This is a genomic window from Oceaniferula marina, assembly GCF_013391475.1.
Lineage (GTDB): Bacteria > Verrucomicrobiota > Verrucomicrobiia > Verrucomicrobiales > Akkermansiaceae > Oceaniferula > Oceaniferula marina.
On the sequence record NZ_JACBAZ010000002.1, the window covers coordinates 338392 to 353701 of the forward strand.

Annotated in this window: 16 protein-coding genes; 14 read left to right on the top strand and 2 right to left on the bottom strand. The window is 51.1% G+C overall.

The features are described from left to right. The first annotated feature begins 9 nt into the window (after positions 1-9). From HW115_RS05910 to sufD, 5 genes are read left to right on the top strand one after another with little or no spacing between them, the layout of a single operon-like run. On the top strand, positions 10-552 hold the full coding sequence (locus HW115_RS05910; RefSeq protein ID WP_227021309.1) for a Fur family transcriptional regulator: 543 nt from the start codon (positions 10-12) through the stop codon (positions 550-552). Between the two features lie 37 nt (positions 553-589). Next, a complete protein-coding gene (gene sufC / locus HW115_RS05915; RefSeq protein ID WP_178931673.1) occupies positions 590-1345 on the top strand; it encodes a Fe-S cluster assembly ATPase SufC in 756 nt (251 codons plus the stop codon). Positions 1346-1377: 32 nt separating this feature from the next. After that, the gene (sufB, locus tag HW115_RS05920; protein ID WP_178931674.1) at positions 1378-2808 is read left to right on the top strand and encodes a Fe-S cluster assembly protein SufB; all 1431 of its coding nucleotides are present in this window, start codon (positions 1378-1380) and stop codon (positions 2806-2808) included. A 48-nt stretch (positions 2809-2856) separates the two neighbouring features. Then, positions 2857-3252, top strand: coding sequence for a four helix bundle protein (locus tag HW115_RS05925; RefSeq protein WP_227021310.1), 396 nt, complete (start codon positions 2857-2859; stop codon positions 3250-3252). A gap of 23 nt (positions 3253-3275) precedes the next feature. Beyond that, positions 3276-4484 carry a Fe-S cluster assembly protein SufD gene (gene sufD, locus HW115_RS05930; RefSeq protein ID WP_178931676.1) on the top strand — a complete coding sequence of 403 codons (1209 nt, stop codon included), beginning with the start codon at positions 3276-3278 and terminating at the stop codon, positions 4482-4484. On the opposite strand, the gene HW115_RS19720 is transcribed toward sufD, so the two are convergent. Continuing rightward, positions 4481-4654 (bottom strand): hypothetical protein, encoded by a 174-nt coding sequence (locus HW115_RS19720; protein WP_227021311.1) that lies wholly within the window; start codon positions 4652-4654, stop codon positions 4481-4483. The genes sufD and HW115_RS19720 overlap by 4 nt on opposite strands. Before the next feature lie 280 nt (positions 4655-4934). On the opposite strand from HW115_RS19720, the gene HW115_RS05935 reads away from it, so the two are divergent. From HW115_RS05935 to cysN, 4 genes are all read left to right on the top strand, one after another. After that, complete coding sequence (locus HW115_RS05935) at positions 4935-5189, top strand: DUF2061 domain-containing protein (RefSeq protein ID WP_178931677.1); 255 nt, start codon at positions 4935-4937, stop codon at positions 5187-5189. A gap of 50 nt (positions 5190-5239) precedes the next feature. Then, positions 5240-5842 carry an adenylyl-sulfate kinase gene (gene cysC / locus HW115_RS05940; protein WP_178931678.1) on the top strand — a complete coding sequence of 201 codons (603 nt, stop codon included), beginning with the start codon at positions 5240-5242 and terminating at the stop codon, positions 5840-5842. 23 nt (positions 5843-5865) lie between these two features. Further along, positions 5866-6771, top strand: a complete 906-nt coding sequence (gene cysD / locus HW115_RS05945) for a sulfate adenylyltransferase subunit CysD (protein WP_178931679.1) — start codon at positions 5866-5868, stop codon at positions 6769-6771. Between the two features lie 77 nt (positions 6772-6848). Continuing rightward, a complete protein-coding gene (gene cysN, locus HW115_RS05950; RefSeq protein ID WP_227021312.1) occupies positions 6849-8132 on the top strand; it encodes a sulfate adenylyltransferase subunit CysN in 1284 nt (427 codons plus the stop codon). A 1037-nt stretch (positions 8133-9169) separates the two neighbouring features. On the opposite strand, the gene HW115_RS05955 is transcribed toward cysN, so the two are convergent. Further along, on the bottom strand, positions 9170-9349 hold the full coding sequence (locus HW115_RS05955) for a hypothetical protein (protein ID WP_178931680.1): 180 nt from the start codon (positions 9347-9349) through the stop codon (positions 9170-9172). On the opposite strand from HW115_RS05955, the gene HW115_RS05960 reads away from it, so the two are divergent. From HW115_RS05960 to HW115_RS05980, 5 genes are all read left to right on the top strand, one after another. Further along, a complete protein-coding gene (locus HW115_RS05960) occupies positions 9337-10449 on the top strand; it encodes a DegT/DnrJ/EryC1/StrS family aminotransferase (protein WP_178931681.1) in 1113 nt (370 codons plus the stop codon). The two genes, HW115_RS05955 and HW115_RS05960, sit on opposite strands and share 13 nt — an antisense overlap. A 25-nt stretch (positions 10450-10474) precedes the next feature. Next, positions 10475-11860, top strand: coding sequence for a UDP-glucose 6-dehydrogenase (locus HW115_RS05965; RefSeq protein WP_178931682.1), 1386 nt, complete (start codon positions 10475-10477; stop codon positions 11858-11860). 70 nt (positions 11861-11930) lie between these two features. Then, positions 11931-12860, top strand: coding sequence for a UDP-glucuronic acid decarboxylase family protein (locus HW115_RS05970; protein ID WP_178931683.1), 930 nt, complete (start codon positions 11931-11933; stop codon positions 12858-12860). A 209-nt stretch (positions 12861-13069) separates the two neighbouring features. Then, positions 13070-14188 carry a GDP-mannose 4,6-dehydratase gene (gmd, locus tag HW115_RS05975; RefSeq protein ID WP_178931684.1) on the top strand — a complete coding sequence of 373 codons (1119 nt, stop codon included), beginning with the start codon at positions 13070-13072 and terminating at the stop codon, positions 14186-14188. A 160-nt stretch (positions 14189-14348) separates the two neighbouring features. Next, complete coding sequence (locus HW115_RS05980; RefSeq protein ID WP_178932127.1) at positions 14349-15281, top strand: NAD-dependent epimerase/dehydratase family protein; 933 nt, start codon at positions 14349-14351, stop codon at positions 15279-15281. The last annotated feature ends 29 nt before the right edge of the window (positions 15282-15310 follow it).

Here is a 15310-nt window from a genome sequence, read left to right on the forward strand (position 1 = left end):
ATGCTTGCCATGCGAATGATCCGAGCTAGTTTCCTGCGCCGTTCGACTGTTGTGGCGGCTGGAATCCGAGTGATGATGGCCGTCGGGATTTTCTCGACGAAATTTCCACCAGCTCGGGCATCGATTGATACCACGATGAAAAGTAACCTGTCAGAGACTCTGCATCATCCCAAGCTTGAAGGCTTGCGGATGACCCGTCAGCGCTCGGTGGTGTACGAGATTTTGATGGATCATCGTGACCACCCGACAGCAGGTGAGGTGTTTGAGCGCGCGAAGCGTAAAATGCCGAGTATTTCTCTGGCGACGGTCTACAACTGCCTTGAGGCGTTGGTGCAACACGGGGCCGTCAAGCAGGTTAATTTCGAGCGTGAGTCGTCCCGGTATTGCCCGAATCTTACGGAGCACGGGCATTTTCACGACGAGGAGTCGGGTTTGATCATCGATGTGCCATTGAAGCAAGGTGTTACGCTCTCGGACCTGCTCGAATTGCCCGAAGGGGCACAAATTGAAAACCTTGAAATCACCCTGCGGGGAAAACTTTCTAATCATTAATCACTAGTTATTCACCACTAATCACTAATCCAATATTATGAGCTTACTCATCAAAGACCTATACGCCAATGTTGAAGAAACTCCAATCCTCAAGGGAGTGAACCTCGAAATCCCGAAAGGGGAAGTGCACGCAATCATGGGACCCAACGGTTCCGGAAAGTCGACTTTGTCGAAAGTGATTGCCGGCCATGAAGATTACGAAGTCAAGGGAGGCAGCGTGACTCTGGATGGTGAGGACATCATGGAAATGGGAGTCGACGAGCGTAGCCGTGAGGGTGTTTTTCTCGCGTTCCAGTATCCTGCGGAAGTTCCCGGAGTCAGCAATGCCAACTTCATTCGTGCTGCATTGCAGGCGCGCCTTCCCGAAGGTGAGGAAATCGACGCCGTCGCTTACTACAAGAACCTTTACTCCAAGATGGACGTCCTGGAAATGGACCGCAAGTTCACCGGTCGTGCGGTGAATGAAGGGTTTTCCGGAGGTGAAAAGAAGCGCAATGAAATCCTGCAGATGATGATGCTGGAGCCGAAATACTGCATCATGGATGAAACCGATTCCGGGCTCGACATCGATGCTCTCAAAATCGTTGCCAAGGGGGTGAATGCCATGCGTTCCCCGGACCGTGGATTCCTCGTGATCACGCACTACCAGCGCTTGCTCGATTACATCCAGCCTGACCATGTGCATGTGATGCATGACGGCCAGATTGTAAAATCCGGTGGCAAGGAGTTGGCGCTCGAACTCGAGGAAAGCGGTTACGATTTCCTTAAAGAGGGCCAGTTGGCCAATGCCTAAGCGCTTAGCAATTTTAAAATAAGAGAAACGCCATGAGCAATGAATCTGTCATCGATCAGGAAACCCACGAGGCGATTTCGGTCGACCTCACCAAGGGGGATTTCCATTACCCTGAAAACCACAAGTATGATGCCGGTGTGGGGCTGACTGAAGCCACCATCGACTACATCAGTGATGTCAAGGATGACCCGGACTGGGTGCGTGCCTTTCGCCACAAAGGCTTGAAAACCTTCCTCGATAAGCCGATGCCTACCAACTGGGCATCCAAGGATCTGGAGAACATCAATTTCGATGAAATCCGCTACTACCTTTCCGACGGCCAGAAGCCGAAGCGGAGTTGGGACGAAGTTCCGCCTGAAGTGCTGGAAACATTCGAACGTCTGGGTGTGCCGGAGCAGGAGCGAGCCTTCCTCGCTGGAGTGGAAGCCCAGTATGATTCGGAAGCCGCCTACTCCAACGTTAAAGAGGAGCTTGAAAAAGACGGTGTGATTTTTGTGAACTCGACCGAGGGACTCAAGGAGCACGAGGAAATTTTCCGCCCGTGGTTTGGTAAGGTGATCCCTACGGGGGACAATAAGTTTTCCGCGCTCAACAGTGCGGTTTTCTCCGGTGGGTCCTTTATCTATATCCCGAAGGGGCTGAAGGTGAAGCATCCTCTACAAGCGTATTTCCGCATCAACTCCGAGAACTTCGGTCAGTTTGAACGGACCTTGATCATTGCCGACGAAGGCTCCGAGGTGATGTATATGGAAGGATGTACCGCACCAAAATTCGAGACCGCCACCCTGCACTCCGCCGTGGTGGAATTGGTTGCGATGAAGGGCGCCAAAATCCAGTATGTGACCGTGCAGAACTGGAGTAACAACGTCTTTAACCTAGTCACCAAGCGTGGCTTGGCCCACGAAGATGCCGAGGTGAAATGGATTGACTGCAACATCGGTTCGCGTCTTACCATGAAGTACCCCGGAGTGGTAATGAAGGGCAAGCGAGCCCGTGGTGAGGTGGTTTCCATCGCCCTGGCCAACAGCGGACAGGAACAGGACACCGGAGCCAAGATGATTCACGCTGCAGACGACACCACATCGAATGTGGTATCCAAGTCGATTTCCGTAGGCACGGGGGTTTCCACGTATCGTGGTCAGGTCCACATCCCGAAGAATTTAAAGGGGTGTAAAAACAACACCGAGTGTGACGCCTTGCTGATTAATGCCAATAGCCGGACCGATACCTACCCGGCAATTACCGTGCGTGGCAATCAACACGTGACCCAGCACGAAGCGAGTGTCAGTCAGGTGAGTGATGAAATGCTCTTTTACATGGAGCAGCGTGGCATCCCCGAGACTGCGGCCATGAGTCTGGCGGTGAACGGCTTTATCAATGATCTCGTTCAAGAATTTCCAATGGAATACAGCGTGGAGCTGAAACGCCTCATCGAACTCGAAATGGAAGGAAGCGTCGGCTAGCCGACGCATTCATGATGCATGATTTGTAATTTGTGATTCTCCGGAGCGATGACGTATGAGTGCTTTGAAGATGTCCCTGTTTGGCAAGACGCGATCAAGTTGGCCGAATTAGTAGATGACTTCATTAAGATGATCCCAGCACAACTCGTTTCGTATTCGAAGAAAGATCAGTTCGAACGAGCTTCATTATCCGTTTCCAACAACATTGCAGAGGGCTTTGACCGAGGCACGACCAAGGAAATGATTCATTTTCCTTACATTGCCCGGGGATCAGCGAGCGAAACATGCTCGATGGCTCTCTTTTTTCAAAAACGACCTTACCTCAATCCCTATAAGTCTCAGATTCAGGCGATTGAAACCCTGGCACGGAGCTGTTCGAAACAACTCAGAGCATGGGCAGGACACTTACAAAAAACAGACCATCAGGGTGCCAAATACCAATAACTCACAGTAACCATTCAACGATTATGACCGAACAATCACAAATCACAAATGACCCATCACTCATTCCTTCCGAATTTCCGGATTGGTTTAAGAGGGCTCAGACGGAAGCATTGGAGCAATACGAAACCCTTCCCATGCCTACGCGGAAGGACGAAACATGGCGGTTCAGCAACTTGAAGCAGTTGGATTTCTCCGATTTCCAACAAGCCGAAACCGAGACCATTGAGTACACGATCCCCGAACTCCCGGAGGGTGTGATATGTTTACCCTTTGAGCAGGCGCTGGCCCAGCATGGTGAACTCGTGCAGCAGCATTTTATGCAGCGTGAAACGCGTCTGGGCTCTGCCAAGTTTGCAGCCTTGCACAAAGCCCGGGTGAAGTCCGGCCTGTTTGTGTATGTGCCTGACGGCGTGGTGGTGGAGAAGCCGATCGAAGTGACCCACACCTTGAGTGGCCAGAATACTTCCATTTTTCCTCATACGCTGATCGTTACCGGTGTGAATGCCCAGGTGAGCGTCTTGGACCGCTTTGTCAGTACTAACGAGGATGACCCCGGCCTGTGTATTGCTGTGAATGACTTGATTGCCGGTGATGGTTCAACCTTGAAATACTGTGCCGTGCAGGAGCTGAATTTGAGTAGCCGCATGATCCAGGTCAATGCCACCACCGTTGGCCGCGATGCCAATGCGCTGGCCTTCACGCTGAATTCCGGTGCCCAGTGGGCTCGTAATGAGTCGTTGAGTCGGATGGAATGCGAAGGCGCACACTCCGACATGTTGGCTTGTTCGATTCCTGCCGGAACCCAGCAGTTTGACCAGCGCACCTATCAGCATCACGCGGCAGCACATACCAATAGTGACCTGCTTTATAAAAACACCTTGTATGGTAATTCGAAGACGGTGTTCTCAGGGCTCATCTTCGTTGATGAAGCGGCACATTACACCGATGCCTACCAGACATGCCGGAACTTGCTGATGGAGGATACCGTGGAAGCGAATTCCATGCCTGGACTTCAAATCAATGCCGACCAAGTGAAATGCTCTCACGGCAGCACAGCTTCGAGTATCGATGATGAAGAAATCTTTTACCTTTGTGCCCGGGGGATCACACCACGTCTGGCGCGCCGCCTGATTGCTGAAGGCTTCTCGGTGGAAGTGATTGAACGCATCAAAAATGAGCGACTCGAAGAAGTGGTGCTCGATGCCGTCAGTCGCAAGTTTGCTTCCCTCTAATATCTTGGATAAAGATACAAGCCGGGGCCTTCCGAGTCCCCGGCTTGATTGTGTACCGATGCTGCATGCCGAGACCTCCGTCCTCTGTAGTCCGACTTCCCGACTTCCCGACTTCCCGACTTCCCGACTTCCCGACTTCCCGACTTCCCGACTTCTGTCGCACAGTTCATTTTTATTTGAACAAACATCCGTTTTGTGTTCCCTTGCACGCACTGGAGTCCGATTGCATCTGATTTTGGTAATCAATACGCAGTTTGCCATAATGATTCGGATGGTTTTAGCTAAAATAACGCTAATCGACCAAGGGCGGCAGCTTTTCAACTCATTCAGAATAAACTTATTAGGGGTTAATCATTACTAAGTTGATAAACTTACCTTTGATTTTATTCTTGCAGAAGTTCCCGATTTCGCGCATCTCGCTGTCGCGCAGCACAAGCTGTGTTACGAATCATGAGTGCAGATCGAGAATCCAAGACCCGCAGTATCCTGAAAGGCCTGACTTGGCGTTTGCTCGCCACAGCCACGACCTTTCTATTAGCTTGGTTGTTTGCCAAGGATATGAGTGTTGCGGGCACGATTGCAGCCGCTGAGTTCTTTATTAAGTTCATCATTTATTACGCACACGAACGTGCCTGGCAGAAGGTGCCGCGTGGAACCTTCCAGCGTTCTGAAGCTAAGCTTGACGCCGGCAGAGTATCAGCGTAGGGGTGGAACTTCGTAGTCATCTCATCTTTAAAATATAAACCCGCCGACCCATGAGCCATTCAGCAAGTAATATCCACCCGGAATTCGACCGGCAAATCCCCCGCGAGGACAAAGAAAAATTGCTGGGCCAAAATGGACTTGTGATTTGGTTATACGGCATGTCCGGTTCGGGAAAGTCCACCATCGCCAACGCAGCGGAACGTGTCTTGCATAAACAAGGGCGTATGACCGCTATTTTGGACGGAGACAACCTGCGTTCGGGCATTAACAAAAATCTGGGTTTTTCAGATGACGACAGGCGTGAGAATATCCGCCGCACGGCCCATATGGCCAAGGTCTTTGCCCAACAGGGAGTCATCACCTTTGTTTCAGTCATTACTCCCCGGCATGAGCTGCGGGATATGGCCCGGGACATCATCGCAGACGATTATTACGAGGTCTATGTCAAGGCGAGCTATGAGCTCTGTGAGCAGCGCGACGTCAAAGGCCTCTATGCCAAGGCAGCCAAAGGTGAAATCAAGGATTTTACAGGTAAAGACAGCTCCTTTGAGCAGCCGGTAGCTCCGGATTTGATCATCGATACCGAAGATCAATCTGTTGAGGACAGCGTGCTTTCCCTGCTCGAAGAAGTTCGCCAGAGAATCAAAATTTAACCCAATTTTAAACCAACCATCCTATGTCAAATTATGCACTTAGTCACTTGGACCATTTGGAGTCCGAGGCCATTTTTATTCTTCGCGAGACAGCCGCCCAGTTCGAGAATCCGGTTCTCCTATTTTCTGGAGGCAAGGACTCGATTGTGATGGCTCATCTTGCTTATAAGGCATTTGCGCCAGCTAAGATCCCCTTTGCATTGATGCACGTCGATACCGGGCATAACTTCCCGGAAACCATGGTCTTCCGCGATGACTTTGTAGCTCAGATTGGAGCCCGCTTGGTGGTTGCCAGTGTGCAAAAATCCATTGATGAAGGTCGGGTGAAAGAAGAAACTGGTGCGAACGCTAGCCGGAATGGCCTGCAGACCGTGACCTTGCTCGATGCCATCGAAGACAACCAGTTTGATGCCGCTCTCGGTGGTGGCCGCCGCGATGAAGAAAAAGCCCGAGCCAAAGAACGTTTCTTCTCCCATCGTGACGATTTTGGCCAGTGGGACCCGAAGAACCAGCGACCCGAGCTGTGGAATATCTTTAATGGCCGCAAGCAGCATGGGGAGCATTTCCGTGTCTTCCCCTTGTCCAATTGGACCGAGATGGATGTATGGCAGTATATCAAAAAAGAGAACATTGCCTTGCCTCACATTTATTTTTCACATGAACGTGAAGTGTTTGAGCGCAATGGAGCTCTGCTTGCTGTGACGGACTTCGTGACGGTCCAGGAGCATGAAGTGGTAGAAAAGCGGATTGTTCGATTCCGGACCATCGGTGATGCCACTTGCACCGGAGCCGTGGAGTCAGAAGCTGCTGATCTGGATGCTGTCATTCAGGAGGTCGCTGCCGCTCGGCAGACCGAACGCGGCACACGTGCCGATGATAAACGCTCTGAAACCGCCATGGAAGACCGTAAGAAAGAAGGCTACTTTTAGGTCTTTCTCTAAGGCTCCCTAGAGCCGTTTTGCTTTTGATTAACTGATAACGATTAACTAATAACTTCTCTCTTTTTATGTCCGATTCCTATACAGACTCCGCTGGCTATCTCAATATGGATCTGCTTCGTTTTACGACGGCAGGCAGTGTTGATGACGGAAAATCCACCTTGATTGGCCGTCTTCTCTACGATTCAAAAAACACCTTTGAAGATCAAATGGAGGCTGTCGAGCAGTCTAGTAAGCAGCGCGGTGATGAAAATGTGAACCTGGCCTTGCTTACCGATGGCTTGAAAGCCGAACGGGAGCAGGGGATCACCATCGACGTTGCCTATCGCTATTTTGCAACGCCGAAGCGTAAGTTCATCATCGCCGATACTCCGGGCCACATTCAGTACACTCGGAACATGGTAACGGGAGCCTCGACAGCGAATCTGGCGATCATTCTCGTCGATGCCCGCAAGGGGGTGATTGAGCAGACATGCCGTCATTCGTTTATTGCGAGCTTGCTTCGTATCCAGCACATCGTTGTTTGTGTCAATAAGATGGATCTGGTCGATTACGATCAGGATGTTTACGATAAGATTGTCGAAGACTATAAAGACTTTGCGTCCCGCTTGGACAATGTGGTTGATATCAGTTTTATTCCCATCAGCGCCCTGAAGGGGGACAATGTGGTCGATCGCTCTGAGAATATGACTTGGTATGAAGGCTCATCGCTACTCTACCATCTGGAAACCGTCTACGTCGGAAATCAGGAGAACCACGTCGAAGCCCGTTTTCCCGTGCAGTGGGTGATCCGCCCCCAGTCCGACGAATGGCATGATTTCCGTGGTTATGCGGGGCGTGTTGCCGGTGGTGTCTTCAAACCAGGTGACGAAGTGACCGTTCAGCCGTCCGGATTTTCGACAAAAATCAAAACAATTCATGCAGATGGCAAGGAATTGGAGGAAGCGTTCAGCCCCTTATCGGTGGCGATCACTTTGGAAGATGAAATTGATATCTCCCGTGGTGATCTGATTGCGAAGGCGAATAACCCACCGAAAGTGGGTCAGGATATCAGCGCCATGATTTGTTGGTTCTCAGATCAACCGATGAATCCACGCGGGAAGTATATTCTGCGCCACACCTCACGTGAGGTCAAAGCGATGATCAAGGATGTGAATTACAAAGTGGATATCAACACCCTGCATAAGGAGGAAGAAGATTTGGAGTTCCGTTTGAACGATATCGGAAGAATTAGCCTGCGCACCTCCGCCCCATTGATTCACGATAGCTACAAGCGGAACCGGACCACCGGATCCTTTGTCTTGATCGACGCCTTGACCAATGAAACGGTTGCTGCGGGCATGATTGCTTAGTGGCGATAGCATACTGGCTTGGACGCTCTGTTGGTAGGACAGCTTTTCAAGCTGTCGGCAGGATGTGTGATTAGTCAGGATGTGAAGCCAGGGTTGCGTGCTTGGCTTGCTGACAGGTTGGGAAACCTGTCCTACCCCGCGAGTTGGTGGGTGAAAAGTGGGACAGCTTTTCAAGCTGTCGGCAGGATGAGTGGTGAATCAGGATGTGCGGCTAGGGTTGCGTGCTTGGCTTGTTGACAGGTTGGGAAACCTGTCCTACCCCGCGAGTTAGTGGGTGAAAAGTAGGACAGCTTTTCAAGCTCTGTCGGCATGATGAGTGGTTAATCAGGATGTGCGGTTAGGGTTGCGTGCTTGGCTTGTTGACAGGTTGGGAAACCTGTCCTACCCGCGAGTTGGTGGGTGAAAAGTGGGACAGCTTTTTAAGCTGTCGGCAGGATGAGTGGTTAATCAGGATGTGCGGTTAGGGTTGCGTGCTTGGCTTGTTGACAGGTTGGGAAACCTGTCCTACCCGCAAGTTGGTGGGTGAAAAGTAGGACAGCTTTTCAAGCTGTCGGCAGGATGAGTGGTGAATCAGGATGTNCCCGCGAGTTGGTGGGTGAAAAGTAGGACAGCTTTTCAAGCTGTCGGCAGGATGAGTGGTTAATCAGGATGTGAAGCCAGGGTTGCGTGCTTGGCTTGCTGACAGGTTGGGAAACCTGTCCTACCCCGCGAGTTGGTGGGTGAAAAGTAGGACAGCTTTTTAAGCTGTCGGCAGGATGAGTGGTGAATCAGGATGTGAAGCCAGAGTTGCGTGCTTGGCTTGCTGACAGGTTGGGAAACCTGTCCTACCCGCAAGTTGGTGGGTGAAAAGTAGGACAGCTTTTCAAGCTGTCGGCAGGCCTTGTATATAGGCAGCAAGCTTGAGTTTGCTGTTGCACGTCGACAGGGCTCAATCCTGCCCTACTTTGGCTGTATCCACGTTGAGGATTCATATCCTTTTTCGTTGTATCTGCGATATTTGCTATCGTGATGTGGAAATAGTTGTTTTTCTTCTCGGATTACATTAAACGCAAGTTCCCTAGACTTTCCCGACTTCCCGACTTCCCGACTTCCCGACTTCCCGACTTCCCGACTTCCCGACTTCCCGACTTCCCGACTTCCCGACTTCCCGACTTCCCGACTTCCCGACTTCCCGACTTCCCGACTTCCCGACTTCCCCAGCACCATGCCTGTTCCACTTTTAGACGTTAATGCCCAGAACCATGCCCTGAAAACCGAGCTGCGAGCAGCCTTCGATAAGGTTTTGGAATCGGGCCGCTTTATTATGGGGGAAGAGGTGGAAGCCTTCGAATCCGAAGTCGGTTCTTATGTCGGGGCGAAACATGCGATTGGAGTTTCCTCGGGAACCGATGCCATTTTGTTGGCTCTGATGGCATTGGGGATAGGTCCTGGGGACGAGGTGATTTGCCCGAGTTTTACTTTTTTTGCGACGGCGGGATGTATCGCCAGAACCGGGGCAACACCCGTGTTCTGTGACTGTCACCCCGATACCTTCAACCTGGATTTTACTTCTGCGGAAGCCTGTATCAGTGAGCAAACCAAGGCGATTATCCCGGTGCATTTATTCGGTCAATCGATTGATATGAAGACCTGCGATGCCTTTGCTCGCAAGCATGGGCTGAAGGTGATCGAAGACACTGCACAATCGCTCGGAGCAAGCTATCACGGAAAATACTGTGGAGCGATGAGCGACTTCGGCACGTATAGCTTTTTCCCATCCAAAAACCTTGGAGGCCTTGGTGACGGTGGCTTGTTGGTAACACAGGATGATCAATTGGCTGAAATTGCAGTCAAGATGAGAAACCACGGTATGCACCCTCGTTATTATCATGAAATGGTGGGTGGAAATTTTCGACTGGATGCCTTGCAGGCTGCATTGCTGCGCGTCAAATTTCAGCAGTATCCCGAATACACTCGGCTCCGGCAACATAACGCGGCCTATTATCATGAGGGACTTGCTGATGTAAATGGCCTGGTTCTCCCGGTTACGGATGAGGGAAATGAGCATATTTGGAATCAGTTTACGATCCGGGTGCTCGATGGCAAACGGGATGCCTTGAGGCAGGGCCTTCTGGACCTTGGGATTGGATGTGAAATTTACTATCCGGTCCCGATGCATCAGCAGCAGTGTTTTGCACATCTTGCGGATCAAGCCCGATCAGCTTTCAAGGTCACGGAACAACTGGCCGCTGAGGTGCTCAGCATTCCAGTCTACCCTGAATTAACTCAATCTCAAAAAGATGAAGTGATTGAGGCGATTCGGAGCCTGATGTCCTGATGGACATTTTTTACCCAAATACAACATGAAATCACCTAAACGAATTTGCTGCATCGGCGCTGGCTACGTCGGTGGCCCAACGATGGCGATGATCGCCGCCAAATGCCCGGACATCCGAGTGGATGTCGTCGATATCAATGAAGCACGAGTGGCTGCTTGGAATACCGATGAGTTACCGGTCTATGAACCCGGGCTGTTGGAAGTCGTGAAAGAAGCCAGAGGTCGGAACTTGTTTTTCTCAACGAAGACCGATGAGGCCATTGTTGACGCCGATATCATTTTTGTGTCGGTTGGCACGCCGACCAAAACCTATGGTATGGGAGCTGGTCGTGCTGCGGACCTCTGTTACATCGAAAGTGCCGCGCGCATGATTGCCCGGGTCGCCAGGGGGCCGAAAATCATCGTGGAAAAAAGTACCATTCCGGTGAGAACGGCCGTTGCGATGCGCGCGATTTTGAGTGCCAATTCGGAGGAAGGAAAATTTCAGGTCTTGTCTAATCCCGAGTTTTTGGCGGAGGGCACTGCTGTCGAGGATTTGGAAAACCCGGATCGGATCTTGATCGGAGGCGAGCGCACTCCGGAAGGGGACGCAGCTGTCGAGACCTTGGTCAGCGTCTATAACCGTTGGATTCCCCGTGAGAATATTCTTACCACCAACCTGTGGTCGTCCGAGTTGTCCAAGTTGGTGGCCAACGCCTTTCTTGCGCAGAGGATTTCGTCGATTAATTCGATCTCCGCGCTTTGCGAAGCTACCGAAGCGGATGTGGATGAAGTCGCCCGCGCGATTGGTGCGGATTCCCGCATTGGTCCAAAGTTCCTCAAAGCCTCAGTTGGATTTGGTGGCTCTTGCTTCCAAAAAGATATTCTCAACCTGACCTATCTGTGCGAGCACTTTGGTCTCCCCGAGGTGGCAGCCTATTGGGATCAGGTGATCAAGATGAACGACTGGCAGAAATCGAGATTTTCTGCGAACATTGTACAAACACTCTTTAACACCGTACGTGACAAGCGCATCGCCGTTTGGGGTTTTGCCTTTAAAAAGGACACCAACGATACCCGGGAGTCTGCAGCTATTTACGTGTGCCGAGACCTCTTGCTCGAAGGTGCTCAAATCGCTCTGTATGACCCGCGCGTCCCAGTGCAGTTGATTCATCAGGAGCTTCAGTACGCAGGCGTTAGCCAGGACATAATCGATCAGCAACTGACGATTTGTGCATCCTGCGAAGAGGCCGCTGACGGAGCCCATGCTGTGGCTATTCTTACTGAGTGGGACGAATTTCGGGATGTTGATTTCGAGCAGATGTATGCCTCCATGTTCAAGCCGGCCTTTGTGTTTGATGGTCGTGATCTTGTCGATCACAGTCAACTACGTGAAATCGGATTTGAGGTCTACGCCATCGGGAAAGGCTAGAAAAAAGACGTAAGACTTGAAGATAGAAGACTTCGGGACTTCTCAACTCCAGCACTTTAAAACTATTTCCATGAAACGTATTCTAGTTACCGGCGGCGCCGGATTTTTGGGTTCTCACCTCTGTGAACGATTGCTCCACGACGGCCATGAGGTTATCTGTTTGGACAACTACTTTACAGGTTTCAAGAAGAACGTCGCCCATTTGTTGGATCATCCTGGATTCGAACTGATGCGGCACGATGTCACCGATCCGTTCAAAGCAGAAGTCGATCAGATTTATAACTTGGCCTGCCCGGCCTCTCCGCCGCATTACCAATACAATGCGATTAAAACCATGAAAACCTCGGTGATGGGGGCAATCCATTGCCTTGGACTTGCAAAGCGTTGTAAAGCCCGAGTCTTCCAAGCCTCGACTTCAGAGGTCTATGGAGACCCTGCGGTGCACCCTCAACCCGAATCCTATTGGGGAAATGTCAACCCGATTGGAATTCGTTCCTGTTACGACGAAGGCAAGCGTGCTGCCGAAACCTTGTTCATGGATTATCACCGGCAGAATGGGGTGGATATTCGGATTGTCCGCATCTTTAATACCTACGGGCCACGAATGAACCCGGACGATGGACGGGTGGTTTCCAACTTTATTTGTCAGGCTCTTCGTGGTGAGGATATCACCATTTACGGTGATGGAACCCAAACGCGATCCTTTTGTTACGTCGATGATCTGATCGAAGGATTTGTCCGCTTGATGAACCAGGATCAGGTAACCGGCCCGATCAATATGGGAAACCCCGGTGAGTTTACCATGCTGGAACTAGCAGAAAAAGTTATCTCCAAAGTGGGCGGTAGCTCCAAACTGGTATTTGAACCCCTTCCGGGTGACGACCCCAAACAGCGGAAGCCGGATATCACACTTGCCAAACAGCACCTCGACTGGGAACCAACGATCAGTCTCGACGACGGCTTGGACCGCGCCATCGACTACTTCCGCTCCGTCGTCTAGTCCTGACATCTCCGTTGTCGGTTATCAGTTATCGGTTATTAGGTATCAGTTATTAGTAATTAGTAATTAGTTATCTGTCGTCTGATCTCTGTTGTCTGCCTTCCGTGTATTCAGTGCCTTCCGTGGTAAAAAATGAATGCTCAACCTAAGTTCATTCAACATTTTAAATTCAAACGTAGCGCCAAACTCTTTTCCAAAAAAAACACATTATGAAAAAAGCACTTATCACCGGTATCACCGGTCAAGATGGGTCCTATCTTGCAGAATTTCTTCTCGAGAAAGGATACGAAGTTCATGGAATCAAACGACGCGCATCCTCTTTGAATACCGAGCGCGTGGATCACATTTACCAAGACCCCCATATCGAAAATGCCCGCTTTTATTTACATTACGGCGATCTAACAGACTCATCGAACCTGACCCGAATCATCAGCGAGATTCAACCGGATGAGGTGTATAACCTCGGAGCGCAATCTCACGTTGCCGTGTCGTTTGAATCCCCTGAATACACCGCCGATGTGGATGCCTTGGGGACCTTGCGGCTATTGGAAGCGATTCGCTTCCTTGGTCTCGAAAAGAAAACCAAATTCTATCAGGCGTCCACGTCCGAGCTCTTTGGCGAGGTGCAGGAGATTCCGCAGAAAGAAACCACACCGTTCTATCCTCGGTCACCCTACGCCGTCGCCAAGATGTATGCCTACTGGATCACGGTGAACTACCGTGAATCTTATGGAATGTATGCATGTAATGGCATTTTGTTTAACCATGAGTCTCCACGCCGTGGTGAAACTTTTGTTACACGTAAGATTACCCGCGCGATTGCAAACATCGCCCAAGGGTTGGACCCTTGTTTGTATCTTGGCAACATGGATGCTTTGCGCGATTGGGGCCATGCCAAGGATTACGTCCGTATGCAGTGGATGATGTTGCAGCAAGATACGCCCGAGGATTTTGTGATTGCGACAGGGAAACAAATATCCGTCCGTGAGTTTGTAAGTATGTCGGCCCGCGAGGCTGGAATCGAACTTGCCTTTAGTGGGGAAGGGGTTGATGAAATCGCAACAGTTGTATCGGTGGACGTAGAAAAGGCTCCAGCCGTTGCTGTGGGCGATGTCGTGGTTAAAGTGGACCCTCGCTATTTCCGTCCTGCAGAGGTGGAAACCTTACTGGGTGACCCCGCAAAAGCAAAGCAGAAGTTAGGTTGGGTTCCGGAAATTACAGTCGAAGAAATGTGTTCCGAAATGGTAGCCAACGATCTCGATATCGCCAAACGCCACGCACTACTCAAATCACACGGTTACGACGTCTCAGTCTCCAAGGAATCATAAACTGCAGTTGAAAGTCAAAGGTCGAAAAGTCGCAAGCCCGACCATCGACCTTCGACCTTCGACCTTCCGACTTCCCGACTCCCCGACTCCCAGACTCCCAGACTCCCAGACTCCCAGACTCCCCGACTCCCCGACTCCCAGACTCCCAGACTTCCCTCCCATGACAAACAAACTACTTATCCTAGGTGCCCGTGGTATGGTGGGCTCGGCACTTGTGCGTGCTGCCGAACAGCGTGGCTACAGCGATATTCTGCAGCCCCGTAGTAAAGATTTGGATCTGACAAATCAAGCGGCCACCCATGACTATCTGGCAGAGCAAAAACCGGATGAGGTGATTGTAGCTGCCGCCAGAGTCGGCGGTATCCATGCCAACAGCACCTATCCTGCTGAGTTTATCTATCAAAATCTGATGATTGCGGCCAATGCCGTTGAAGGTGCATTCAAGGCTGGGGTTCCTCGCCTTTTATTCTTAGGCAGTTCGTGTATTTACCCCAAAATGGCGCCTCAGCCAATGCCAGAGGATTGCTTGCTCACCTCTCCCCTTGAACCCACCAATGAGGCCTATGCCGTGGCTAAGATCGCGGGCTTGAAGTTGTGTCAGTATTACCGACAGCAGTATGGTGTGCTCTATCACTCAGCCATGCCAACCAACCTTTACGGTCCCGGGGATAACTATCACCCGGAGAACTCCCACGTGATCCCGGCGATGATCCGACGCTTCCACGAGGCCGTGCAGGCAGGATCCGAATCCGTCACCATTTGGGGGACGGGAACGCCAAAGAGGGAATTCCTTTATGTCGATGACCTTGCCGATGCCTGTTTTCATCTTATGGCATTGGAGAACCCACCGGACTGGGTCAACGTCGGTTACGGTGATGATCTCTCGATCATGGACTTGGCCCGTGCCGTTGCAAACGCGGTAGGCTACCAAGGCATTATCGAGACCGACCCAAGCAAGCCCGACGGAACACCGCGGAAGTTGATGGATAACACCATTTTACAATCCCTCGACTGGAAACCCAGCGTGACGCTCGAACAAGGCCTCGCTACAGCCTATCAGTGTTTCCTCACCGAAGAGCGACGCGAGGTTTAGGAGTTTGGGAGTCTGGGAGTCTGGGAGTC